This window comes from Bifidobacterium thermophilum, from assembly GCF_037482445.1.
Classification (GTDB): domain Bacteria; phylum Actinomycetota; class Actinomycetes; order Actinomycetales; family Bifidobacteriaceae; genus Bifidobacterium; species Bifidobacterium thermophilum_B.
Genome location: NZ_JBBHLY010000001.1, coordinates 228,299 through 251,952 on the forward strand (window position 1 = coordinate 228,299; position 23,654 = coordinate 251,952).

A 23,654-nucleotide genomic window follows, 5' to 3' on the forward strand; every position below is an offset into this window, starting at 1 on the left:
TCTCCTGTCCCTCATGGCCGCACACAGTATTGTCTCGGAACCCGGGCGCTCCTTGACCTGTGCGGCTCGGGCGGGAACGCCACAAGCCATGGTATCAGCGGGCATATGCACAAACGGGAATCAGGGGCGGCGTGTTCCCGAAATGTTCCTGAAGGGCTATAGATAAGGCAGATGACGCGTCATCGGCACATGTATCCACGCACCTCCGCACCCGCACCGCCACAGCCGCCGCCAGACAGCTTTTGCCAAGACAATTCCCAGCATATCCACGTATCATCAGCAGCACGCACGGCTGGCGACCCGGCCATCGAGGAGGCACACATGGCGGACACAGCGACCATCGCACCACAGCGCAGCGACGGCATCTACGGGCCGTTCGCGGAACAACTCCCCCGCGTCATGGGTCTGCTCGTCGAACGCATCGAGGCATTCGACGCCGAACAGCGCAAGACCACCGGCGAAGGCGCCTACGAACACTTCAACCACCGCATCAAGGGCGAGGCCAGCATGCGCGAGAAATGCGAGCGCAAAGGCCTGCCGGCCACACCCCACTCCGCCCTCGTCGACATCCACGACGCCATCGGCTGCCGTATCGTATGCAGTTTCGTCGACGACATCTACGCACTCGCCGACCATCTGCGCTCCCAGCCGGGATTCAGCGTCATCGAGGAGAAAGACTACGTGCGCCACCCCAAGCCCAACGGGTATCGCAGCTACCATATGATCCTTGACATCACCACCCCCTTCGCGGATGCCGCCGGGCGTACACCAGGGCACTACCCGGCCGAAATCCAGCTGCGCACGATCGCCATGGACTCGTGGGCGGCGCTCGAACACCAGGTGCGCTACAAGAAGGATATCGGCAACGCAAATGCGGCGATCGTGACGCAGGAGCTCAAACGATGCGCGGACGAGCTCGCATCATGCGACCTGTCGATGCAGACGATCCGCAACCTCATCAACGAAGACCGCTGACTCCCCCGCATGCCCGATAATCCAAGCAATCGTTCAAAGGAGTCATCATGAAAGCCCTCATCGCGGAAGACGAACAGGAGCTCGCCCGCGCCGAACAGACCATCCTCGCCATCAGCCACATCGAGGCCGATATCGCCCACGACGGGCAGGAGGCCGTCGACATGGCGGCGACCGGGGATTACGACGTAATCGTACTCGACGTGATGATGCCGCGCATGGACGGCATCGAAGCGCTCAAACGCATCCGCGCGGCGGGCGACACGACACCGATCATCATGCTCACCGCCAAGGCGGAGGTCGACGACCGCATCACCGGGCTGGACGCCGGCGCGGACGACTACCTCACCAAGCCTTTCGCCATGAAGGAACTGCTCGCCCGCATCCGCTCACAGGCCCGGCGCAGCACATCGTACACGCCATCGGTCCTGGATTACGGCAGCTTGCGGCTGAACATCGGAGACCAGCAGATCAGCTGCGAGAACACCATGCACCTGTCAGGGCGCGAAACCAAGCTCCTGGCTTGTCTCATGCTCAATCCGGACAAGCCGATCAGCACCGAGCGGCTGCTTGCCAAGGTCTGGGACGACGAGCCCGACGCCGACCAGGGACTCGTCTACGTGTACGTGTCCTACCTGCGCGACAAGCTGCGCTCCATCGCATGCGACGTGACGATCGACGGCGAGCGCGGGGGCAGCTACCGGCTCACCCTGGCCGGCAATGACGCCCCTGGCACGGATGCGGCACCGGAAAGCGGGCGCCCATGATCGGCAAACTGCGCAGACAATTCATCTTCAGCGCCACTGCGGCCCTCCTGGTCGTGCTCGTCACCCTCATCGGCATCATCAACGGGGCAATGGCCAGCGTGGTCAATATCGGGCTGAACGAATCACTCGCACGGATCGAAGGGCAGCAACCCACCAAGCACAGCCTGCTGTCCAGCAAAATCCTGCCGGTCGTCTCGCCCGACGCGCGCAACTATTACACCGTCACGCTCGATTCCGCATACACGGTCGGCGACTGGGACAGCCACAGCGTGAACACGCCTTCGAGCGACGACATCCAGGCGATGGTCGCCGCCTTCCAGATGCGCAACCCGCAGATGGCCACGGGACAAACCATACATCTGCGTGTTGGATCGACGCGATATGCGGCACAATTATCCGCATCGGGCACCGGCTACCAGCTGACCGTGCTCGACTATACCGAGGAATTCTCATGGCAGATACGGCTGCTGTGGCTGTCCATGGGCATCGGCGTACTCTCCCTGCTGGTGTTCCTCGCGGTGATCTCGCTGCTGTCCAGACGGGCGATCGAACCGACCGTGCGCACCATGGAAAACCAGAAACGCTTCATCACGAACGCCTCGCACGAGCTGAAAACCCCGGTAGCCATCATTTCCGCGGACGCCGAAGTGCTCGAGGCAGTCAACGGCGAAAACGAGTGGACCGAAAGCATCTTCAACCAGTCGCGCAGGCTCAACGAGCTGATCTCCGCGCTCGTGCAGCTCACGAAAGCCAGCGAAGATGAGCGGTTTGCTTTACGCGACGTGGACTGCTCGTCGATCGCGAAAGAGGCAGCGGATTCCTACCGGCCGGTGATCGAACGCCGGGGCAAGCACCTGCTCGACGACATCGAGCCGGACATCCATGCGCAAGCCGAACCGAAAGCGCTGCTGGAAGTCGTGAACATCCTGCTGGACAACGCCTCGAAATACTGCGATGACGACGGGGTTGTCACCATCGGGCTGCACCGGCAGGGGCGGCGCGTCCAACTGGTTGTCGCCAATGATTACGCGGCCGGAGAGCACGTCGATTACACGAGGTTCTTCGAACGCTTCTACCGGGCGGACGAATCGCATAACTCCAGCAAGGAGGGATTCGGCATCGGCCTGGCCATGGCGCGCGAACTGACCCGGCGTATGCACGGCGATATCAGTGCATCCTGGGAGCAGGGGCGTATCGAGTTCATCGTCACCGTGCGGTAGGCGCGCTGTTGCTTGTCGTTGACCGGGTTGCCGCAATGGGTGCCTCAATCAGGCCGATGAACTCGCCTCAATCTGGCTTTCGGCGTTCTCTGCGAGCTTGTCGAAGGTCTCAATCAGGCGGTCTCGATGAGCTCGCCTCATTAATCCCGGTTACTGCTACTCGTTGATGAACATCTTCATCGCGTTATCCGCGATGACCTTGGTGGCGACCAGATCGAAACCGCCGCCGATCACCCCGCCGACGACCGGGATGAGTTCTCCTACGTTGATAACACCCTTTTGCCCGAATTTGGTGACCAGGCGGAAGCCAACTGCCTGATTGATTTTCGTCAACGCTTTGCCCGGAATTTTCTTCACGGCACTTGTAGCAAGCTTGCTGCCGAGCTGAATGCCAACATCTTTCAGCACGTCGCTCATGGCTTGTCCCGTCATGCAGACGTACGTCATGGTCTGTACTTGATCTGTTCGCGGATCAAAGCCACCAATCTGCGCGACAGCAGCAATCATGCGAAGTTGGCAGTACCAGACTGTACCCACGTTTGCCGGCACAGCCACAGGAAGGGTAATCAAACCACCCAGGCTCGTCAGAAACCCGGAGGTGGTGCACTTCACAATCTGCGTATTAATCAGGGCCTCCGCGGCCTTGCGCGGAGTTGAGTAACGGGATGTGTAATCCTTTACCATGTCTTCCACTGATTCGCTCACATGGGGAATACCATCCATCGCTTTTCCATAGCACGTGTCGAGAATCTCCACTACCTGGTCGGAGGACAACGCTTCTTGGGTCTTCCCGATTGCTTTCTTTCCAGTATCAACTACACTGGCTGCCCCATTGCCGACATTGCGCGCGACTTCCTGCCCCGCTCGGGCAACTGCGGCGGCACCGTCACCGATGCCACGCGACACTTGCTTCCCCGCCCCCGCGGCGGCAGACATACCGGATTCGAATGCCCGCTGCACACCAGAAAAATCAAAATCTACCATCGGAAGTCTCCCTCTCTCAGCGTCCCGCCCGTACCCTGCATGCGGAACGCGTGACGATGATTAGTCACACAATATCAGCCGCACAATCCAACTCTGGCCGAAACACGCCGAAAAACCGCCCCGCGACACCCCCGCGATACCCCGCGGGAAGCCCCGGAATTGGCGATTTATGCATAGGAATTTCGGTGTATGGGAATATCGCGGTGCTTATTATGCAGCTAGTTGCCACTCAGGCGTGAATGTCTCGTGGGGTGATCAATCGGTACGGTCATTGGTCTCAATCCGACGGGTCGGCAAACCGTGACACAACCATCAGTTTTGGTGCTTATGGTACCAAGCCAGACTATGTATTCTCGGGCGTACACAACCCGACAGATACCACCAGATATAACCGCCATCCGAAGTATTCTCTCTAGCCACGCATGCCCAAACATACGCAACCTGCCACATCAACAATGAAGCCCCGCCTGCTTTGTGCACAGGCGGGGCCAAAACGAAAAGGTAGCGGCTCAATCAGTCGCTGCAGTAACGGGAGCGGCGGTTGCGGCAGCAGGCTGCTTGACCGGCCTGCCGTCGATGGAATCGCGCGGAATACCGTACTTGTCATCATGACGACGCCACCAGGCGGACAGCACCGAACCGGAGATGTTGTGCCACACGCTGAAGAACGTGGACGGAATCGCAGTAATCGGCGTTGCGGCGAACGAAGTCAACGCAAGTGTGGCGCCAAGGCCGGAATCCTGCATGCCGACCTCGAAGGTGATGGCCTTCTGCTGCGCATAGCGGAAGCCCTTCGGATACACCTTGTACATGAGCTTCGAGAAGCCGAAACCAAGCGCATAGCCGCACAGGTTATGCAGAATCACCACTGGAATCGCCAGCAGCGTTTCGGAGCTGAACAGCTTGGCGGCGTTCGCGGACACGACGATACCGATGATCAGCAGGATCGCGACCTGCGAGATGATCGGCAGGACAGGCGTCACCTTCTCGATCTTCTCCTTGAAAATCATGTGGCAGGTGACACCGAGCGCAACCGGCACGAGCACGATAGTCAGTGCGCTCAAGAACAGCGACTGCCACGGGATCGCTACGTAGCGGGAGGCGAGCAGCTGCATGAGCAGCGGAATCATGAATGGGGCGAGCAACGTGGATAGCAGGCCGATCGACACGTCGAGCGCGACATCGCCACGCGACAGGAAGCTCATCACATTCGACGACGTACCGGACGGGCAGCAGCCCACCAGGATTACGCCGACAGCGATCGCACCATCAAGGTGGAAGATCCAGCACAGCAAGACGGCGACCAGCGGCATGATCACGTAGTGGGCGACAGTACCGACAATGACCATCAACGGCTGCTTGATAATCCGCGCAAAATCATCGACCGACAGCGTCAGGCCCATACCGAACAGGACAATACCGAGCAGATAGCCCGTATATCCTTTCGCCCATACGCTAATCGCAGGCACGAAATAGTTGATGGCAGCCCACACGATAACAATCAGTGTGAACCATTTGGTCAGCCAGGAGGCGGCTTGCTTTACTTTCTCCATGTGGATTTACCCCTTTTCCGCCGAATAACAGGCGTACTGGGCATCTTAAACGGGAACGAGGCAATTGGACGATGATGGTCAGGATGTGGAATTTCGTCTGGCGGGTACGTCGAATGACAACAACCGGCACCACAAGAGCAGCGCCGAACAAGGGAAACAAACGTGCCCGGAACGCGATTCGAACGCGCGACACCCGCTTTAGGAGAGCGGTGCTCTATCCACTGAGCTACCCGGGCAACAGATGATATTGTACACACATCCGTCCACCAGTCGCGCACAAGGCCGTCATCCGATGGTCACTGTTCCACACCATGGGACTCTGTGGGCTATTGCGCAGGCGTGGAGGGATTCCGGCGGAATCCGGCGCGGGCGGGATGCCGACGCGTACCATGAAGACATGAGACCTTGGAATTTCAAGGGTTTTCGGAACGCCTCCCCTGAGCCGACAATCGCGGATGCCGTGATGCCGGTCCGCACCATCACAGTCCCGGAGCAAAATCCATTGTGAGGAAAAGATACCGAAGGATATGGGGCCGGATGAGCCATCGGAACATAATCGGAACATTGAAATTCCGCCGTTTTCCGTCCAGGGCAGTCCCAGCGCGGCCCGATTCGTCCATGCCGCAGGTCCGCACCGGCGGAATCCGGCGCCGATGCCTATCGTATGGAAACGATACCGAAGACCTGTGGGAGGCATAAGCCGGAGCGCCGATTGCAGAACGCCGGCATCGCGCCAATCGGCACGTCGCACACCATCGGCGCGTCCAGCGCGAGCGTCGGCGCAACCCACCCTCCCCACCTATAGTGGGAATCATGATCGACCATATGACCCTGCATGTAAGCGACGCCAACCGTTCCATCGAGTTCTACACGAAAGCGCTCGCACCGCTCGGATACATTCCCAAAGCCCACCACGAGCCGACCATCGGCTTCGGGGTGGATGACGGCACGCCGCGCAGCGACTTCTACGTCTCCCCCGCCCAGCCCGGCACCACCCCCGCGCCCACGCATATCGCGTTCCGCGCCGACAGCGAGGAGAGTGTCAAGGCGTTCTACGACGCGGCACTTGCCGCCGGCGGACGCGACAACGGCGCCCCCGGTCCGCGGGCCTATCACCCCGGGTATTACGCCGCGTTTGTGCTGGATCCGGACGGCAACAACATCGAGGCGGTGGTCGACTGGTCGCATCCACAAACCGCCAGGCAGGCGTAACGGACCGCCAGCGCATCGGAGCGTGCAGATCGCGCCCGCTACACCGCGGCGTCTCGGCAGAGCACGGCGTAAGATACGCAACTACACGACCGGCTCGCAGCCATACGCGCGTATCGCGCTGACACAATCGCGAAGCCGGCCAACCTGTCCCATGTGGTAAGGAAGTTGGTATGAAAACCGCAGTATTGGTGTTCCACCCGAATCTTGAAGCTTCACGCGTCAACAAGGAGCTCGTGCAGGCAGTACTCAACGACCCTGCACACGATGTGACCGTGCGCGACGAATACGCCGCATACCCCGACGGACGCATCGACGTCGCCACCGAGCAGCGGCTGGTCGAGGACGCGGACCGCATCGTGCTGCAATTCCCGTTCTACTGGTACAGCTCCCCCGCGCTGCTCAAGCTGTGGGAGGACAAGGTGCTCGAATACGGCTGGGCGTATGGCTCGACCGGGCATGCGTTCGAAGGTAAGGAGATCATGCTCGCCGTTTCCGCCGGCAGCGGCGAAGCGGATTACCGGCATGACGGCTCGCACCACGCCACCATGGACGAGCTGCTCAAGCCGTTCGAGACGATGGCCGACTACGTGGGCGCTCGCTATCTGCCGCCGTTCGTGGTGTACGGCGTTGGCGCCGGCATTGACGACGACACCCTTGCCGCCACCGCACGGCGTTACGCGCAAATCATCAACGAGCCCGCCAAGTAGAACGCCTCCGAGCCCGCCGATGAATCCCGAATCCATTCCATGATGGACGAGCTATGAACATCCGCATCGACAGTCTTTCCGGCCCGAGCGAGTCCGAACGGCAACGCATCCGCCGCATCCTGCAACGGTACAATCTCGCGCATTTCGAGACGACAGACGAGCGCGACCTCACCATCGTCGCGCGGGATGATGCCCTGCCTGCCGGCGGACCGCTGCCGCTCGAGCCCGAGACCGCGGAGGATGGGCTTGCCGGCCATGCCGGCGATAGCGACCGTGACGGCGATAGCGACCGTGCCGATGACGACGGCGACGGTGAGACACCGGATGCGGACGACTCCGGGCTTGGCCGGATAATCGGCGGCATCTACGGCACGATGTTCGGGCAATGGCTGGAAATCGACGCGCTCGCCATCGACCCGGCACACCGCCGTCAGCATCTCGGCGAACAGCTGCTCAAGCAGGCCGAAGACACCGCCAGAGCCCACGGGTGCCGCCACTGCCTGCTGTACACCTTCGGATTCCAAGGCAAGGATTATTACCCGCGTTTCGGCTACCGCGAGGTCTTCCACATCGAGGGGTACCCGATTACGGGGACCGAACACTGGTTCGTCAAGGACCTGTGATCGGAACCATGCATGTTCCCGGGTTGCCGGGTTGCCGCCCGGCCGGGCAGCGTGGCGGCATCTCGGGAATGTCAATGTCACGCCAATGTCAGCCGTGATGGTTCACAGTGTCTTGAGGAACCGGCCGACGCGTGCGATGCCTTCGCTGATCGCCTCGCGGGAGGCCGCATACGACAGGCGCACGTGGGTGTGTGCCGTCGCCGGGCCGAAATCGGCGCCCGGAGTCAACGCGACATGCGCCTCACGCAACGCGCGCTCACAGAAGGTCCACGCATCCAGTCCCGTGGACGACACGTTGAAATACGCGTAGAACGCGCCATTCGGCTCAACCTCGACCGGCAGGCCGATACCGGCGAGTCCGTCAAGCGCCAGGCCGCGGCGCACCAGCAATTCCTGACGACGGCGCTCGCATTCCTCAAGCGTCTGCGGTGTAAAACAGGCGAGCGCGGCGTGCTGGGTCGGGGTGTGTGCGCACAGGAAATAATTCGTGGCGAGATTGTCCGCCTCATGCAGGATTGCTTCCGGCAGCACGGCCCAGCCGAGACGCCAGCCGGTCATACCCCAGTATTTCGAGAAACTGCTGACCACGATGGCGTCCGGATCGGCGGACAGGACGCTGCGCACATCGCTGCCGTCGGGTTCCACATCAGCCAGATCGAGGTAGGTTTCGTCCACGATCCGCCAGGCGTTGCGTTCCCGTGCGGTGTCGCACACCCCTTTGAGCGCGTCGAAGGCGATACTCGTGCCGGCCGGGTTCGACGGCGAGGTGACCATGACCGCGCGGGTGCGTGGCGTCCAATGCGCGTTGAGCAGGTCGGCGTTGAGGTGGAATCGGGTGGCGGCGCTCGTCGGCACGTCGATGATGGTGCCGCCGAACGTGCGCACCAGCTCGCGGTTGCACGGGTAGGACGGGTCGGCGCAGATCACGTCGTCGCCCTCGTTGACGGTCATGGCCAGGGCGAGCAGGAGGGCCGCGGAGCCGCCTTCGGTGATGACCACGCGCTTGGGGTCGAGCTGGACGTGGTGGCGCTGCTCGTAGAACCGAGCGATAGCCTCGCGCAGCTCGGGGATGCCGAGTGCCGCCGTGTACGGGAGCGGACGGCCGTCGCACTGCTCGCGCATGGCATCGCGGACGGCTTGTGGAGCGCCGAAATCCGGTTCGCCGAGGCTGAGTTTGACGACATCGACGCCTTGGGCGATCATCCGGTCGGCTTCCTCGCCAATGGCCATCGCCCTGAACGGGTTGGATTCCCGGGCGCGCTTGGACAACGGCGGTAGGGCGTGTGCCGGTCGGGTCGCGGCGGCGTGCTGTGCTGAGTTTTCCTGCATGATTCGGTTCTATCGGCGCATTGCGACAAATGCGGGGCGCGCGGCGGCTGGTGGGTGACGACGATTCTGTGGGCGGGAAGGCAGTTCGCAATCCGGGAGCCCGTCGGGAACCGCCCGCCGGGTGATTATGCGAGCCAATCCTCGCACAATGGGCGCTCCGGCCAGCCAACCGTCCAAGTCCAGTCACCCCAACCGGCGGTGTGTGAGCCAATCCTCGCACCACGGCCACTCCCGTCTGCCAACCAGACAATTCCAGCCACCCAACCAGCCGGTATGTGAGCCAATCCTCACACAGCGACCAACCCAGCCTGCCCATCAGACGAATCCAGCCACCCAACCAGCCGGTATGTGAGCCATCCCTCACACAACCACGGGCTACCCGGCCAAATCACCGACTCAGAGCGACCAAAACCGTCCCCGTGTGAGCCAATCCTCACACCACGGCCACTCCCGCCAGTCAGATAGACGAATCCAGCCACCCAACCAGCCAGTATGTGAGCCGCCCCTCACACCACCACGGGCTACCCAGTCAAATCACCGCCCGAAGCCATCCAGACCGCCGCCGTGCGAGCCAATCCTCACACGGGGACGTCCTATCGCCTGCAGCTGGCCAGGTCACCCCTGCTCCTCGGCGGGAACCGTGTCGTCAATGATGTCGGGCTCCCCGGCCGGTGTCGCCGTGATCTGGTCGACCAGCTTGGCTAGGCGCGCCGCGCGCACCGGTTTGGCCAGTTCGCACTCCCACACCACGATCACCCGCCAGCCGGCGGCGACCAGTTGGGCGTGTTGGCGTTCGTCGCGCTCACGGTTGCGTAGCAGCTTCGCCGACCAAAATTCGACGTTGGATTTGGGTCGGGAGAAGACTTTGCAGCCTTGGTGGGCGTGCCAGAAGCAGCCGTTGACGAACACGATGGTGTGCCATTTGGGCAGGACCACATCCGGGTGCCCCGGGTAGCGTCTGTCGTTCTTGCGGAAGCGCAGCCCACGCCCGAACAGGTAACTGCGGACGAGCACCTCGATTGTGGTGTCTTTGCCGCGGATATGGGACATCGTATAGCTTCTGGTGCCGCGTTCGTACCGTTCCGGTCGGGCGGAGCGGCGTGTAGCGGTGTGCTTGGTGCCGCCGGTGGTGTCTGCCTGATGATTCATGGTGTATCGCCCGCCTCCGTGATATCGCGTCGCACCGCACCATTATGCCCTGGCCCGTGTTCGATCCGCTCGACGGGATGCGTCCGACCGGTTCCATAGCAGCGATTCCAGCCACCGATCCCGATTGTGCGGAAAAGATACCAAGGGATATGGGACGGGCCGAAACGCCCGACCGCCAATGGAGTGTTGACATTCCGCGGTTTTCCGAGACAACCATGGTTGAGAGGGCCCGATCGGACTACCCGGACAGCCCACACCAGCGCAATCAGCGCCCGAAACCCATCGTATGGAAAGGGTACCAAGGACAACGGGATGAGCCAGTCCAATGGAACACAATCGAAACGTTGATATTCCGCCAATCTCGTCGATGCGCACCATCGAAGTCGCCCACGCAGCGGCAGGAGACGCTCCACGCCGGCGATATCAACACTTGAAATCCGCGGTATGGAGCATCAGCACGGATGATGCACCGCGGGAACAGCGCCCAGAGACCACCGCATCGCGAACACCGCACATCCCCCACAGGTCACTTATGGTCAAGATGACTTATTGTCATGGCGTTTCCCCTGAAACGGCGGCATCACGCAAACGCCACACCCCCTTATAGTCATGTTGACCATAAGTCGTATGGTGATGGCAGCCAACGGAAACGGCATGAAATCAAGGGAAAGGAGCCGATGATGCGCATGTCAGCGAATGTCAGCGAGCGCGCCAAGGAGCCGCCGAATATCGGCGTGTCCGTCGTCATTCTCGCACTCGGCCCCTCCGATCTGGATGGTCGCACAGACGGTGATACAGACGAGTCGGCGGCGACCGACACCGTCCCGACGCTGCGTATCCCGCTGGTCCGACGCATCCGCCAGCCGTTCCTCGGCGACTGGGCGCTTCCCGGCGGCGATCTGCAAGGCGGGCGGTCCCTAGAATTCGCCGCCGAACAGGCCTTGCGTTCCACCACCAGCCTGCACCCGCAGTACCTTGAGCAGCTGTATACCTTCGGCGACCCGAGCCGTTCGCACGGGGGCCTGCCGATGGTGTCCATCGTGTACTGGGCGCTGATCGGCGAAACCGAGGCGAAAGATTTCCACGAAGCCCAGAACGTGCGCTGGTTCCCGGTCAACCAACTGCCGCCACTCGCATTCGACCACAAGGACATCATCGAATACGCCCTGACCCGGGTACGCAACAAAATCGAGTATTCGGATATCGCGACCCGCCTGGTCGGCAGTGAGTTCACGCTCAGTCAGCTGCGCAAGGTGTACGAGGCGATTTATGGCAGGAAGCTCGACGCACCGAATTTCCGCCGCCGGATGCTCTCGACCGGCATGGTCGAGCCGACCGGGGAGAAACTCGCCCGCGGCGCACACCGCCCAGCCTGCCTGTACCGGTACGCCGCGCACGCGGGAACCGGAAAGCCCGGAAAAACCGGAAAACCCGCGAAACACGGCGGTCCAGGACACAGCAGCGATACCGGCACGGCCCAAGGCACGGCGGCAGATTCCCGGTAACCCGCCGGTCAAGCAAGTTTCGCGAGCATCTCAATTACATTTCAACCAACCTGTTTCGTCGCGCGCGACAGCACAACCACCGCCCGCGACACCATCGAAAGGAACACCATGACATCCGTAGACGCGATCATCGAACGGCTCGGCGCAACCCGCACCTGCGACGCAGGCCTGACCAAGGACCCGTGGGCCTTCGACGCCACCAAGCCGTCGTACGGCCCGGGCGCCAGCGCGCTCGACATGATCCCGCGCAACGCCCCGCGCCAGCAGCCGCTCGGCAAGGAGTACACGGAGGCGAGCGACGAAGAGCTCCAGGAGCGCATCATCGACGCGAAACACAAGCTGGGCGGCAAGCTGCTGATCCTCGGCCACTTCTACCAGCGCGACGAGATCATCGTGCACGCCGACTATGTGGGCGATTCGTTCCAGCTGTCCAAGAACGCCGCCACCCGCCCGGAGGCCGACAACATCGTCTTCTGCGGCGTGCATTTCATGGCCGAGACCGCGGATATCCTCTCAACCCCGCGCCAGAACGTGATTCTGCCGAATATGTCCGCAGGCTGCTCGATGGCCGACATGGCCAACATCGACCAGGTGACCGACTGCTGGGAACAGCTGACCGACATCTGCGGAAGCGCCCCGGACACTAATGGCAAACAGCAGATCATCCCGGTCACCTATATGAACTCCTCGGCAGCGCTCAAGGCGTTCTGCGGGCGCAACGGCGGCATCGTGTGCACGAGCTCGAATGCGCGCGCGGTGCTTGAATGGGCGTTCGAACGCGGCAAGCGCGTGCTGTTCTTCCCAGACCAGCATCTGGGCCGCAACACGGCGCTGGCCATGGGCATGAGCCTCGACCAGATGCCGCTGTGGGACCCGTTCAAGGCGAACGGCGGAGCCACACCCGAGCAGTACGCGAACGCGAAGATGATCCTGTGGAAGGGCTTCTGCTCCGTGCACCAGCGCTTCACCGTCGAGCAGATCGAACGCGCCCGCAAGGCCTACCCCGGCGTCAAGGTGATCGTGCACCCCGAATGCTCGATGGACGTGGTCAACGCCGCCGACGGCACCGGTTCGACCGCCTACATTGTCAAGGAGATCGAGAATGCGCCCGCCGGCAGCGCCATCGCCGTGGGCACCGAAATCAACCTCGTCAACCGGCTCGCCGCCCAGCATCCGGACAAAACCGTGTTCTGCCTCGATCCGGTCGTCTGCCCGTGCTCCACCATGTACCGCATCCACCCCGCATACCTCGCGTGGGCGCTGGAGAACCTGGTGGACGGCAAGGTCGTCAACAAGATCGTCGTGGACCCGCAGACCGCGAGCGAAGCGAAAATCGCGCTCGACCGCATGCTGCGCGTCCACCCGTGACCCTGCGGCGGCACAGCTGATTTCATGTTCCGGTCTCGGCCGTCGGGCGGCGGGATCGCACGTATTGCACGCATGCGGTCCCATACCCTTGCCGGCTGGGCCGATGACGCCCGAAATCGAACGGGAATACACGAATCGTAGGCAATCATGACCTCATTGACCCAAGACAACACCAAAACCACGCCTTTCGGGGAGACGCCCGACACGTCCATCACACCGGACACCCCGACCATCGCCGTCATCGGCGCGGGTATCGCCGGACTGAGCGCCGCGCTCGCCGTCGCGAACGGCGACCCGGATTCCGGCCTGCCCGGTCAGGACGTGACACTCATCACGAAAACCGATCTGGTCGAATCGAACACATACCACGCGCAAGGCGGTATCGCCGCAGCCATCTTCCCTGACGACGACCCGAAACTGCACGCGAAGGACACGCTCGCCGCAGGTGCGGGCCTGTGCGAACCGAAAGCGGTGGATATTCTCACCCGCGAAGGCGCCGAACAGGTGCGCAGGCTCATCGCCGCCGGCGTGCGCTTCGACAAGCACCCGGACGGCACGTTGCTGCGCGGATTGGAAGCCGCGCACAGCCGCAGCCGCGTCGTACACGCGGGCGGGGATGCGACCGGCAAGATCGTCGAGCTTGATGTCAGTGCCATCGCACGCAACACGCCGCATATCCACATCATTGAGCACGCTTTCGTCGTGGATTTAGTCACTGAACCGGTTGATACGCACTCCCCGGCTGTGTCTGAGGTACAGGCGGCAGGCGTCGCCCGCGTGATCCGCGGTATTCGGCTTCTTGACACCACCACGGGCGAGCAGCGCACCCTGACCGCCGACCGGGTGATTCTGGCAACTGGCGGGGCCGGACGACTCTACCCGTACACCACGAATCCGCAGGTCGCCACCGGTGACGGGCTGGCTGCGGCCTGGCGCGCCGGCGCCCAAGTCGCCGACCTCGAGTTCTACCAGTTCCACCCCACCGCGCTCGGCGTGGGCGAGCACTTCCTGATTTCCGAAGCGGTCCGCGGCGAAGGGGCGATCCTGCTCAACGAACGCGGCGAACGGTACATGACCGCGATCGACCCGCGTGCCGAACTCGCGCCGCGTGACGTGGTCGCTCGCGAGAACTTCCGCCAGATGATGGCCCAAGGCGGGCGACCGGTGCTGCTGGATGCCACGGCCATCGGGCGCAAGAGGGGCCTGGACCAGGCCGGACTCGCCGCATTCCTCGCCCGCCGCTTCCCCACCATCGACGCCTACACCCGTTCGATGGGCTTTGATTGGAGCCGCGAACCGATTCCCGTCACCCCGGCGGCCCACTACTGGATGGGCGGCATCCGCACCGATCTGTGGGCGCGTACCAGCATCCGCGGTCTGTACGCGGCCGGCGAATGCGCGAGAACGGGCGTGCAAGGCGCGAACCGTCTGGCCTCGAACTCGCTGCTCGAAGGGTTGGCGTATGGCCGTCGTGCAGGTCTAGCCGCGTTGCGCGACAGTAAAGACACCGTCTGGAACCCCCAGCCGTTGCTAGGCAGCGCGGCGAACGCGCAAACCCGCGAGATCACCGAACCGCAGACGCTTGCCATGCCAAACCCCGGCACCCGAGCCGAACCCGACGTCAAAGCCGCCGATGTGCGCGACACCATCGAGCAGACCATGTGGCGCGGTGTCGGCGTGCTTCGCGATGCCGACGGCCTGCGCCACGCCCAAAACCGTCTGACCGGCCTTGTCGAGCAGACGCAGGCACAGGCGCAAGCGGCACTGTCGAAGACATCCATGACGGTCAAGAAGCCCGAGACCGATGCGACCGCCACCGCGACCGCACTCGCAACCGACGATATTGCGCACACCGTGACCACATTGGAAAACCGCAATCTCGCCACCATCGGCCTGGTCGCCGCCACTGCGGCCCTGGCCCGCACCGAATCGCGCGGCGCCCATGCCCGCACCGATTTTCCGGATACCGACAGCGTCCAGGCGTGCTCGCGGCCGTTCATCCGCGGCTGACGCCTGATACCGGTACCGCCGCGCCGGGACGCCATGGGTGAAGGTGATTGCCGCGCCTGCAACCGCTTTCACTCATGGTGTCCCGGGCGGCAACCACCCTCGACACACAGTTGCACACGTTTGCAAGAATGGAGCACGATCTATGCTTACCCGTCTGGTCATTGAAGAGGCGGTCCGCCGCGCGCTGATGGAGGACGCGCCGACCGGGGACATCACCGCCGCGACGACCATCCCCGCCGACGAAACGGCCACCGCCGTGCTCGACGCCCGTGAAAACGGCGTATTCAGCGGTGCGGACGTATTCACCGCCGCCTTCCACGAGGTAGACCCCGGCATCCAAGTCACCATGCGCATCAAGGACGGCGAGCGCTTCACCGCCGGCGACACGCTCGCCACCATCCACGGCAACGCACGCGGCATGCTGACCGCCGAACGCGTCGCCTTGAACTTCACCCAGCGCATGAGCGGCATCGCCACGATGACCCGTGCATTCGTCGACGCCGTGGATGCGGCACCCGGCTCACACGCCCGGATCGCGGACACGCGCAAAACCGTGCCCGGCCTGAGGCCCTTCGACAAGTACGCGGTCGTCTGCGGCGGCGGGCGCAACCACCGCTACGGCCTGTCTGACGCGGTGATGGTCAAGGACAATCACATTGCAGCCATGCAGGCCGCCGGCCTTGATCTTGCCGCCGGAATCAGGCATATCCGCGAACAAGTCGGCCACACCACGCATATCGAGGTGGAAGTCGACCGGCTTGACCAGATTCCGGCAGCGCTCGAAGGCGGCGCGGACACCATCATGCTGGACAATTTCTCGCTCGAGGACACGCGCAAAGGCGTCGCCATGATTGCAGGTCGGGCAATCGTGGAGGCCTCCGGCACCATGACTTTGGAGCGCGTCCCGCAAGTCGCCTCGACTGGCGTGGATGTGATTTCCGTCGGTGCGCTCACCCATTCCGTGCGCGCGATTGATCTTGGATTGGATTGGGCATGACCGGGCAGAAGGCACACATGCAGGACACTGACATGCAGGGTGCAGGCAAACAGAGTGCAGACGGCCGGAACGCGCAAACCGTCCAGCCGGACAGCCCGGAACGCGAGCTGTATCTTGACGCCGCCGCCTCCGACGCGGTGCCCGCCAGCGTGATCGAGGCGATGACCCCTTTCCTGACCGAGGGGTACGGCAATCCGTCAAGCGTCCATGCGAGCGGTAAAACGGCGGCCCGCGCGCTTGAGGCCGCGCGAGCATCCTTCGCCGCCGATCTGGGCGCGTACGCCGGCGATGTGATCTTCACCTCAGGCGGCACCGAGGCGGATAATCTCGCGGTCAAAGGCATCGCGCTCGCCCAGATCAGGCGCGAACGGGAGGCGGGCCAGGCGCCGGCCCACGTCCACCGCATCCTCATCTCGACCGTGGAACACCCGGCCGTCGCGCAATCCGCCCAATGGCTGCATGATTTCTTCGATTTCGATGTGGTGCGCATTCCCGTCGACGCTCAGGCCCATATCGATCTCGATGTGCTCTCCCGCGAGGCCGGGCGGGGCGCCACCCTCGCATGCATCATGATGGCGAACAACGAGGTGGGCACGATCGAGCCGGTGAGCCGCGCGGTGCGCATCTGCCATGCCGCCGGCGTGCCCGCCCACGTGGACGCCGTACAGGCGGCGGGCATGATTCCCGTGGATTTCCGCGGCCTTGACGCCGATACACTCGCGGTTTCCGGGCACAAGTTCGGCGCGCCGAAAGGCCTGGGCGCCCTGCTCGCCCGCAGCCGCACGGCCATCGAACCGATTGTCAGCGGCGGCGGCCAGGAACGTGGCCTGCGCTCCGGCACACCGAATGTCGCCGGAGCGGTCGCCCTGGCGGTCGCGCTTCATGAGGCCTGCGCGGACATGGAGGAGCGTAACGCCCGTCTGGCCGCGTCGCGTGACGATCTGATCAAGGCTATCCACGAGGCGATTCCGGGCGCGACCCTCACCGGCGACCCGGTCAATCGCCTGCCCGGCCATGCGTCGTTCACCTTCCCGAACGTCAACGGCGAGGCGCTGCTCGTCGATCTGGACGCGCGCGGCATCGAAGTATCCTCAGGCTCGGCGTGCGCCATCGGCCGGCATGAGGCCCCCGGCACGCTGCTGGCCATGGGATTGAGCGAAACGGCAGCGAAATCAGCGCTGCGGTTTTCCTTCCGGGAACCTTTGCATGATGCGGATATCCGGCGCATCGCACAGGCCTTGCGCGCATCCATGGCCGCCCTGCACGTGCCGGGGTTCGCGTCGTTGGACTGAGCGATACCGGGCGATACCGCGGCTCGCACGGCAAGCAGCCAGACGGTAAGCCGGCCATCGGGGGCAGCAGACAAGCGCCCTGCCGACTGCCTCGTTCAACCTGCCGCGTTCAGTCCGCCGTGGTCTGTCCGCTTTGACTCGCCTCGCGGTACTGTTCCAGCCACGGTACGATCTTCGCTTCCATGCCGGAACGCTTGGGATGGTAGTACTGCGCGTCCTCGATGCCGTACGGCAGGTACTGCTGGCGCACGAACCCGCCGAAATCATGCGGGTTACGATACCCGGTATCCGCGCTGGCGCTGCTGTCGCCGAATCCCTTGGTGCTGCGCAAGTGCATGGGCACGATGCCGAGTTTGCCGCCGGCGACATCGGCTTTGGCGGCACGCGCAGCTTGAAGCACCGCGTCGGATTTCGGAGCGATGGCGACGGCGATCACCGCCTCGAGCAGCGGGATGCGGGCATCCGGCATGCCGACCAGCGCGACCGCTTGCGCCGCCGACACCGCGGTCTGCAAGGCCTGCGGCTGTGCCATGCCGATGTCTTCGGCCGCACACACAATGACACGCCGGGCGATGAACTGCGGGTCCTCCCCCGCCTCAAGCATGCGGGTCGCCCAATAGATCGCGGCATCCACATCGGAGCCGCGCATCGACTTGACCAGGGCGCTGGCCATGTCGTAATGGTCCTCGACACTGCATGACGGCAGGTTGTCGACCACGGTCCGCACGTCATCGGAGGTCAGCAGCGCTTCTGTCCCCTCATCCTGCGCGCGGTGCGAAGCCCGGGAGGCGGCGGCTTCCAGCGTGGTCAAGGCGTGTCGGGCATCGCCGCCGCTGCTCAGGATGATCAGCTTGCGCGCATCCGGTTCAAGGCTGATTCTGCCGTCAAGCCCGTCCGGCGAGGCGACGGCACGGTCGATGATCTGCTCCAGCCCGCTGATGCCCAGCTGATGCAGATGCACGATGATGCAACGGCTGAGCAGTGCCGGCGCCAGCGTGCTTGACGGGGCCTCGGTGGTCGCGGCGATGAACGTGACCAGGCGTTTTTCCACCGCCGGCAGCAGCATGTCCTGTTCCTCGCGTGAATACCGGTGGATCTCATCGATGAACAGGACGGTTTCCTCGCCGCGGCGCTTGAGGCGTTCCGCCGCGGACAAGGCGCTGCGCAGCTCATCGACCTGGGAATCGACGGCGGACAGCTCGATCATGCGCCGGTGTGACTGCGAGGCCACCAGATGCGCGATCGTGGTCTTGCCGGTTCCCGGAGGGCCATACAGCAGGGCGGCGCCGGGGACGACCACTTGCGAGGTCCCCGGCATCTGCGCCATGATCCGCAGCGGCGAACTTGGCTCCAACACTTCATCCTGGCCGATGACATCGTCAAGGTTCTTCGGCCGCATGCGGTCCGCCAACGGCTTGAGTATGACGTTCTGTCCTGTTTCTGACACGTTCGCCGCGTCATCCGCATACCGCGCTTCTATGCTCATGGTCTCTCCCGACTCGTCTTCCCGCGGTCCGGCTGCTGTGCCGCCATGAGTGGATGACACCGGTATCGTCCGCCGCATGGTATGACCGCCCGGTTCGCTTTTCCGAACCTTACGTCATTGTAATGCGTGCGCGGGGTCGGGACATGCGATATCGACACGGTTCAGCACGTAAAACGTTCTACTTTATTCCGACGGACACGATTACGATATGCGTATGCCCGTCGTGCGAGCGGATGCCCACACGACGGGCATGGCCGATGCGACGCATGGACCGCGGACGCCTCAGCGCCCCGCGTTCAGTGCGCTCAGCATCTTCAGTGCGTTCAGTGCGTCAGATGGCGGGCACGCCGGTCACCGATCCACTGGATGATCTGCACCAGCACGATCAGGATGACCACGATGACCAGCAGCACGCCGGTCTCATACCGGTTGTAGCCATACTGGATGGCCATGTCGCCGATGCCGCCCGCGCCGATGGTGCCGACCATCGCCGAAGCACCGATCAGCGAGATGATCATGAGCACCACGCCGCGCACGAAACTCGGTCGCGCCTGCGGCAGCACCGCACCCGTGAGCACTTGCCTTGTGGTAGCCCCGGTGGACAGGCACGCCTCGATGATGCCGTCGTCGACTTCCGAGAACGCGCTCTCACTGATGCGTGCAAAATACGGGACCGCGGACACAGACAGCGCGATCGCGCCGCCCGTCGGCGTATACGGGTCGCCGATCAGGGCCTGGACGACCGGAATCAGCACGACCAGCAGGATCAGGAATGGCAGGGAACGGATTGCGTTCACGATGAAGCCGACCACGCTGTTGAGCACATGATTGGGGTGGAACAGGCGGTTCTCCGTCAGGTACAGCAGCAGGCCGACCAACGAGCCGAGCACCACGCCGACCACGCCGGAAACCACCACCATGTACGCCGTGTCGATGAGCGCCTGCGGCAGGTGCTCCTGCAGAATCTGCCATGTGGAATCCATGCTCACTCCTTCCCTTGCTGCCCGTCGCCACGCACCGGCCGGGCGAGCTGCCTGCGATCGAGCTCACGATAGCTGTACACGTGCGTTTTCAGCGTGCCCAGCGCGGCGGCGAGCGCTTCAGCCGGCCCGTCGACCAGCACGATGAGCGTGCCGATCGGCTTGGACCCGAAGTATTCGACGTCGCCGTGCAGCACGTTGATGCTTACCCCATACTGGCGGGTGACGTCCGAGATCAGCGGCTCCAATGCGCCGTCGCCCCGGTAGCGCAGTTCCACTATCGTGCCAGCCGGCAGCGAAGGCACCAGTTGCGGCGGAATCGCGATGCCGAGATAGCGGTCGACCAAAGACTTGGTGGTCGGGTGTTTCGGCGCGCTGAACACGTCGAAGGTCTCGCCCTGCTCGACAATCACGCCGTTTTCCATGACTGCCACATGGTCGAAGATCTGCTTGGCGACATCAAGCTGGTGGGTGATGAACACGATGGTGATGCCGAGCTGCGTGTTGATGCGTTTGAGCAGCGCGAGGATCTCCTCGGTGGTTTCAAGGTCGAGCGCGCTGGTCGCCTCGTCGCACAGCAGGATCTCCGGGTTGTTGGCGAGCGCCCGGGCGATGGCGACGCGCTGTTTCTGCCCGCCGGACAGGCTTGAGGGGTAGCTGTCAATCTTGCTGTCAAGGCCGACGAGTCTGAGCAGTTCGATTGTCCGGTCGTGCCATGCGGCCTTGTCGACGCCGCCGGCTTTCAATGCGAAGGTGATGTTCGCGCCGACGGTGATGTTGTCGATCAGGTTGAAGCTCTGGAAGACGAAGCCGATCTTGCGTCGCAGTTCCCGCAGCTGCTCGCCGGTGGCGCCGGTGATGTCCGAGCCGTCGATGAGCACGTGGCCCTGCGTGGGGCGTTCGAGCAGGTTGATGGTGCGTACGAGGGTGCTTTTGCCTGCTCCGGAGAATCCGACGATGCCGAAGATCTCGCCTTGTTCGATCTTGAGACTGACTCCACGCACCGCTTCCACGGTTTTCTTCCGTTCATGGAAAGTGACGTGGACGTCTTGCAGTTCGATGATGCTCACGGGGTCTCACGCCTTCCAGCTTGCCGGCTTGCCGAAGTCCTTGAACTCGCTCTTGGCGATGGCGTCCTTGTACTCCTGGCTGGTGAGCAGCGCCTTGACCTTCTTCGCGAAGTCGCTGTTCTTGTCCTTGGTGCGCACGACGAAGACCTCCATCACGCCGCTGGTCTGCTTTTCGAGGGCGAGCGCGCTGGACGGCTTGAGATTCGCAGCCCACGAGTAGTTGCCGGGCACGAGCGCGAAGTCGACATTGTCGAGGGAGCGCACGAGCTGGGCGGCGTCGAGGGTCTTGAACTTGAGGTTCTTCGGGTTGCTCTTCACATCGTCGACGGTCGCCTTGGTCGCGTCGACGTCACCGTCCAGGGTGACGAGCTTGTTCTGTTCGAGTACGCCGAGCGAGCGGGCGAGGTTGCTGGCGTCGTTCGCGATGGCGACCGTGGCGCCGTCCGGAATGTCGCTGAGCTTCTTGTACTTGTTCGAGTAGATGCCCAGGCCGAGGGTCGGGGTCTGGCCGAGCGAGGTGAGGTCGAGGTGGTTGTCGGCGGTGAACTTCTTCAGGTAGTTGCCGTGCTGGAACAGGTTCGCCTGGATGCTGCCGGAGGCGAGCGCCTTGTTGGGCTGTACGTAGTCGGTGAATTCCTTGGTGGTCAGTTCGTAGCCATCATCCTTGAGCAGCGGCGCGAACACGTTCTTGACCATGTCGCCGTACGGGCCGGGGCAGACGCCGACGACGATCTTCGTGGTCTTGCCCTTGGTGGAGTCGAGGCTGGCGGACGAGGCGTTGCTCGAGCCGCATGCGCCGAGGCCTGCGGCCAGCATGATGCCGGCGGCCGCCGCCGCGATGATTTTCCTGCTGGTGTTCCATACGGTGCGTACTGACATTGCTCTCTCTCCTTGAATCACCCGAGCTGCGCCCGGACGGTTTGCTGTCGGTTCGTCGCGCTTCTCTGCCGGCGGTGTTCCGGCTGGTTGAACGGCGTTGGTTGTAATGTACGACCGCATTGGACGGGATGTGCCGGCGTGGCTATCAGCTGTGATTATGGCGCACGCCCCAAGCGCGTTCGAGGAGTTGAAATCCTTGATATTTCGCGGTTTTCCAAGATTGTCTGCCGGATATTGATTCTCTTTTGACATCGTTATCGACATCGGCGATCCTCATGGCGCCTTGCACTGGTATTGCGCGAAAATCTGCCGGAAATACCACGGCGCGGCCGGGTTGTCCGGTCGCACCGTGGTTGGGTTTGTCGGTTTTCTGTCGGTTTCGCCAGGTTCGCTAGGTTTGCCAGGTTCGTCGGATTGTTTTGTGACGAACATACCGGCGATATCGGGACGCGCGGCGATATCGGGACGTGACGCCTGTTACTTGAGGCTCGCCTCCTCGGCGGCGATGACATCGGGATGGTGGATGGCAAACGCGCGTTCCGCCAGATGCAGCTCGTCGGTGACGAACTCGTGCAGCTTGCACACATACCCGTGCTCGCGTCCGATACGCGCGATATAGCCGTTGATGTAGTCGACCTCGGTCGGTCGGCCTTGGGTCAGGTCCTGGTACATGGACGGGAAGTGCAGCGGATGGGCCACGCCGGCGGTGTGCAGAATCGTCCTGACTTCCGATTCGCGGGTCCCCAGCAGTGCGATGCCCGCGTGTTCGGCCGCGCTGTAGGCCTCGTCCACGAGCTCTTCGGTCATGCGTTTGGCCACGTCAGAGCCTTCGAATTCACCGAAGCGGATGAGGAACATGGTGCACAGGGTGTTGAGCACCGAGTTGAACACGATTTTCGCCATGCACATGCCCAGGAAGTTGTCCACGATCGTCGGGTTGAGGGTCGCGGCCTTGAAATCGTCGAATATCTGCTGTTCCTCAGGGCTGATGGTCGTCTGGCTTTCGTCGTAGCAGCACATGTTCATCGCTTTCGCGTGGGCGCCGCCCGTGAAGTTCACATCGCCCGGACCGTAGACGACCGCTCCGATCAACGCGGTTCCTCCGATGATATGGTCCTTGGGGAAGTATTCGGCGAGCTTTTCGAAATGCCCGTACCCGTTCATCGCGGAGAACACATACTGCCGGTCGTTGAACAGGTGGGCGCAACGCTTGAGCACGCCGTCGAGCTGCATCTGCTTGACGAACACGATCCACACGTCCGGATCGCCGTGGTACTCCTCCGGGTAGTAGACGCTGATCGGCACGAGATGGCGGTCCTGCTCGTCCTGCGAGCAGTAGACGCCGCCCTGTTCACGGATTTTCTCGACATTCGGACGCCACGTGTCAATGAAGTCGACATCCTTGCCTGCGAACTCCTGGAGCAGCACGCCGTACTGCGTGCCCATGCCGCCGGTGCCGATCACTGCGTATTTCATTGGGTTCCCTCCCTCACTGCTGGTTGTTGTTCATAGGATTATTGTTCATTGGATTGCCTGATGCAGGCGCAGGCC

20 protein-coding genes and 1 tRNA gene are annotated in these 23,654 nt (G+C 62.9%); 11 read left to right on the plus strand and 10 right to left on the minus strand.

What is annotated here, in order from left to right; translation table 11 throughout:
- Window positions 1–321 precede the first annotated feature (321 nt).
- The 3 genes from WD012_RS00895 to WD012_RS00905 are packed head-to-tail and all read left to right on the plus strand — an operon-like array spanning window position 322 to window position 2,959.
- Window positions 322–975, plus strand: coding sequence for a GTP pyrophosphokinase (locus WD012_RS00895; protein ID WP_339561927.1), 654 nt, complete (start codon window positions 322–324; stop codon window positions 973–975).
- Between the two features lie 47 nt (window positions 976–1,022).
- Window positions 1,023–1,739, plus strand: a complete 717-nt coding sequence (locus WD012_RS00900) for a response regulator transcription factor (protein ID WP_339561928.1) — start codon at window positions 1,023–1,025, stop codon at window positions 1,737–1,739.
- Window positions 1,736–2,959 (plus strand): sensor histidine kinase, encoded by a 1,224-nt coding sequence (locus tag WD012_RS00905; protein WP_339561929.1) that lies wholly within the window; start codon window positions 1,736–1,738, stop codon window positions 2,957–2,959. The genes WD012_RS00900 and WD012_RS00905 overlap by 4 nt, the downstream gene beginning before the upstream one ends.
- A 156-nt stretch (window positions 2,960–3,115) precedes the next feature.
- Here the strand turns inward: WD012_RS00905 and WD012_RS00910 are convergent, their stop codons facing one another.
- The 3 genes from WD012_RS00910 to WD012_RS00920 form a co-directional block, all read right to left on the minus strand.
- Window positions 3,116–3,943, minus strand: coding sequence for an EcsC family protein (locus WD012_RS00910; protein WP_339561930.1), 828 nt, complete (start codon window positions 3,941–3,943; stop codon window positions 3,116–3,118).
- Window positions 3,944–4,452: 509 nt separating this feature from the next.
- Window positions 4,453–5,496 (minus strand): bile acid:sodium symporter family protein, encoded by a 1,044-nt coding sequence (locus tag WD012_RS00915; protein WP_339561931.1) that lies wholly within the window; start codon window positions 5,494–5,496, stop codon window positions 4,453–4,455.
- 163 nt (window positions 5,497–5,659) lie between these two features.
- Window positions 5,660–5,732 (minus strand) — tRNA-Arg (locus tag WD012_RS00920).
- Window positions 5,733–6,309: 577 nt separating this feature from the next.
- Here WD012_RS00920 and WD012_RS00925 point away from each other — a divergent pair.
- From WD012_RS00925 to WD012_RS00935, 3 genes are all read left to right on the plus strand, one after another.
- A complete protein-coding gene (locus tag WD012_RS00925; RefSeq protein WP_339561932.1) occupies window positions 6,310–6,708 on the plus strand; it encodes a VOC family protein in 399 nt (132 codons plus the stop codon).
- A gap of 170 nt (window positions 6,709–6,878) precedes the next feature.
- Window positions 6,879–7,415: an NAD(P)H-dependent oxidoreductase gene (locus WD012_RS00930; protein ID WP_339561933.1), complete on the plus strand. Its 537-nt coding sequence runs from the start codon at window positions 6,879–6,881 to the stop codon at window positions 7,413–7,415.
- A gap of 53 nt (window positions 7,416–7,468) precedes the next feature.
- Window positions 7,469–8,038: a GNAT family N-acetyltransferase gene (locus tag WD012_RS00935; protein WP_339561934.1), complete on the plus strand. Its 570-nt coding sequence runs from the start codon at window positions 7,469–7,471 to the stop codon at window positions 8,036–8,038.
- A 102-nt stretch (window positions 8,039–8,140) separates the two neighbouring features.
- Here the strand turns inward: WD012_RS00935 and WD012_RS00940 are convergent, their stop codons facing one another.
- Both WD012_RS00940 and WD012_RS00945 read right to left on the minus strand, forming a co-directional pair.
- A complete protein-coding gene (locus WD012_RS00940) occupies window positions 8,141–9,367 on the minus strand; it encodes an aminotransferase class I/II-fold pyridoxal phosphate-dependent enzyme (RefSeq protein WP_339561935.1) in 1,227 nt (408 codons plus the stop codon).
- A 615-nt stretch (window positions 9,368–9,982) separates the two neighbouring features.
- On the minus strand, window positions 9,983–10,417 hold the full coding sequence (locus WD012_RS00945; RefSeq protein WP_422614327.1) for a very short patch repair endonuclease: 435 nt from the start codon (window positions 10,415–10,417) through the stop codon (window positions 9,983–9,985).
- 785 nt (window positions 10,418–11,202) lie between these two features.
- On the opposite strand from WD012_RS00945, the gene WD012_RS00950 reads away from it, so the two are divergent.
- From WD012_RS00950 to WD012_RS00970, 5 genes are all read left to right on the plus strand, one after another.
- On the plus strand, window positions 11,203–12,021 hold the full coding sequence (locus tag WD012_RS00950; protein ID WP_422614328.1) for an NUDIX hydrolase: 819 nt from the start codon (window positions 11,203–11,205) through the stop codon (window positions 12,019–12,021).
- Window positions 12,022–12,129: 108 nt separating this feature from the next.
- Window positions 12,130–13,389, plus strand: coding sequence for a quinolinate synthase NadA (gene nadA, locus WD012_RS00955; RefSeq protein ID WP_339561937.1), 1,260 nt, complete (start codon window positions 12,130–12,132; stop codon window positions 13,387–13,389).
- Between the two features lie 147 nt (window positions 13,390–13,536).
- Complete coding sequence (nadB, locus tag WD012_RS00960; RefSeq protein ID WP_339561938.1) at window positions 13,537–15,399, plus strand: L-aspartate oxidase; 1,863 nt, start codon at window positions 13,537–13,539, stop codon at window positions 15,397–15,399.
- Between the two features lie 142 nt (window positions 15,400–15,541).
- A complete protein-coding gene (gene nadC, locus WD012_RS00965) occupies window positions 15,542–16,396 on the plus strand; it encodes a carboxylating nicotinate-nucleotide diphosphorylase (RefSeq protein WP_339561939.1) in 855 nt (284 codons plus the stop codon).
- Between the two features lie 32 nt (window positions 16,397–16,428).
- A complete protein-coding gene (locus WD012_RS00970) occupies window positions 16,429–17,688 on the plus strand; it encodes a cysteine desulfurase family protein (protein WP_422614329.1) in 1,260 nt (419 codons plus the stop codon).
- Window positions 17,689–17,797: 109 nt separating this feature from the next.
- On the opposite strand, the gene WD012_RS00975 is transcribed toward WD012_RS00970, so the two are convergent.
- The 5 genes from WD012_RS00975 to WD012_RS00995 all read right to left on the minus strand — a co-directional run bounded on the left by WD012_RS00975 (window position 17,798) and on the right by WD012_RS00995 (window position 23,579).
- On the minus strand, window positions 17,798–19,174 hold the full coding sequence (locus tag WD012_RS00975; RefSeq protein ID WP_339561941.1) for a replication-associated recombination protein A: 1,377 nt from the start codon (window positions 19,172–19,174) through the stop codon (window positions 17,798–17,800).
- A gap of 323 nt (window positions 19,175–19,497) precedes the next feature.
- Complete coding sequence (locus WD012_RS00980; RefSeq protein ID WP_339561942.1) at window positions 19,498–20,157, minus strand: methionine ABC transporter permease; 660 nt, start codon at window positions 20,155–20,157, stop codon at window positions 19,498–19,500.
- 2 nt (window positions 20,158–20,159) lie between these two features.
- Window positions 20,160–21,224 carry a methionine ABC transporter ATP-binding protein gene (locus WD012_RS00985; RefSeq protein WP_339561943.1) on the minus strand — a complete coding sequence of 355 codons (1,065 nt, stop codon included), beginning with the start codon at window positions 21,222–21,224 and terminating at the stop codon, window positions 20,160–20,162.
- Between the two features lie 6 nt (window positions 21,225–21,230).
- On the minus strand, window positions 21,231–22,103 hold the full coding sequence (locus WD012_RS00990; RefSeq protein WP_339561944.1) for a MetQ/NlpA family ABC transporter substrate-binding protein: 873 nt from the start codon (window positions 22,101–22,103) through the stop codon (window positions 21,231–21,233).
- A gap of 477 nt (window positions 22,104–22,580) precedes the next feature.
- The gene (locus tag WD012_RS00995) at window positions 22,581–23,579 is read right to left on the minus strand and encodes a ketopantoate reductase family protein (protein ID WP_339561945.1); all 999 of its coding nucleotides are present in this window, start codon (window positions 23,577–23,579) and stop codon (window positions 22,581–22,583) included.
- Between the last annotated feature and the right edge of the window lie 75 nt (window positions 23,580–23,654).

What these genes read in the sequence shown, in the direction of transcription:
- nadA (WP_339561937.1), top strand. Translation starts at nt 12,130, where the DNA reads ATGACATCCGTAGACGCGATCATCGAACGGCTCGGCGCAACCCGCACC.
- WD012_RS00945 (WP_422614327.1), bottom strand. Translation starts at nt 10,417, where the DNA reads ATGTCCCATATCCGCGGCAAAGACACCACAATCGAGGTGCTCGTCCGC.
- WD012_RS00910 (WP_339561930.1), bottom strand. Translation starts at nt 3,943, where the DNA reads ATGGTAGATTTTGATTTTTCTGGTGTGCAGCGGGCATTCGAATCCGGT.
- WD012_RS00935 (WP_339561934.1), top strand. Translation starts at nt 7,469, where the DNA reads ATGAACATCCGCATCGACAGTCTTTCCGGCCCGAGCGAGTCCGAACGG.
- WD012_RS00925 (WP_339561932.1), top strand. Translation starts at nt 6,310, where the DNA reads ATGATCGACCATATGACCCTGCATGTAAGCGACGCCAACCGTTCCATC.
- WD012_RS00995 (WP_339561945.1), bottom strand. Translation starts at nt 23,579, where the DNA reads ATGAAATACGCAGTGATCGGCACCGGCGGCATGGGCACGCAGTACGGC.
- WD012_RS00895 (WP_339561927.1), top strand. Translation starts at nt 322, where the DNA reads ATGGCGGACACAGCGACCATCGCACCACAGCGCAGCGACGGCATCTAC.
- WD012_RS00900 (WP_339561928.1), top strand. Translation starts at nt 1,023, where the DNA reads ATGAAAGCCCTCATCGCGGAAGACGAACAGGAGCTCGCCCGCGCCGAA.
- WD012_RS00990 (WP_339561944.1), bottom strand. Translation starts at nt 22,103, where the DNA reads ATGTCAGTACGCACCGTATGGAACACCAGCAGGAAAATCATCGCGGCG.
- nadB (WP_339561938.1), top strand. Translation starts at nt 13,537, where the DNA reads ATGACCTCATTGACCCAAGACAACACCAAAACCACGCCTTTCGGGGAG.
- WD012_RS00930 (WP_339561933.1), top strand. Translation starts at nt 6,879, where the DNA reads ATGAAAACCGCAGTATTGGTGTTCCACCCGAATCTTGAAGCTTCACGC.
- WD012_RS00975 (WP_339561941.1), bottom strand. Translation starts at nt 19,174, where the DNA reads ATGAGCATAGAAGCGCGGTATGCGGATGACGCGGCGAACGTGTCAGAA.
- WD012_RS00970 (WP_422614329.1), top strand. Translation starts at nt 16,429, where the DNA reads ATGCAGGGTGCAGGCAAACAGAGTGCAGACGGCCGGAACGCGCAAACC.
- WD012_RS00915 (WP_339561931.1), bottom strand. Translation starts at nt 5,496, where the DNA reads ATGGAGAAAGTAAAGCAAGCCGCCTCCTGGCTGACCAAATGGTTCACA.
- WD012_RS00905 (WP_339561929.1), top strand. Translation starts at nt 1,736, where the DNA reads ATGATCGGCAAACTGCGCAGACAATTCATCTTCAGCGCCACTGCGGCC.
- WD012_RS00950 (WP_422614328.1), top strand. Translation starts at nt 11,203, where the DNA reads ATGTCAGCGAATGTCAGCGAGCGCGCCAAGGAGCCGCCGAATATCGGC.
- WD012_RS00980 (WP_339561942.1), bottom strand. Translation starts at nt 20,157, where the DNA reads ATGGATTCCACATGGCAGATTCTGCAGGAGCACCTGCCGCAGGCGCTC.
- WD012_RS00940 (WP_339561935.1), bottom strand. Translation starts at nt 9,367, where the DNA reads ATGCAGGAAAACTCAGCACAGCACGCCGCCGCGACCCGACCGGCACAC.
- nadC (WP_339561939.1), top strand. Translation starts at nt 15,542, where the DNA reads ATGCTTACCCGTCTGGTCATTGAAGAGGCGGTCCGCCGCGCGCTGATG.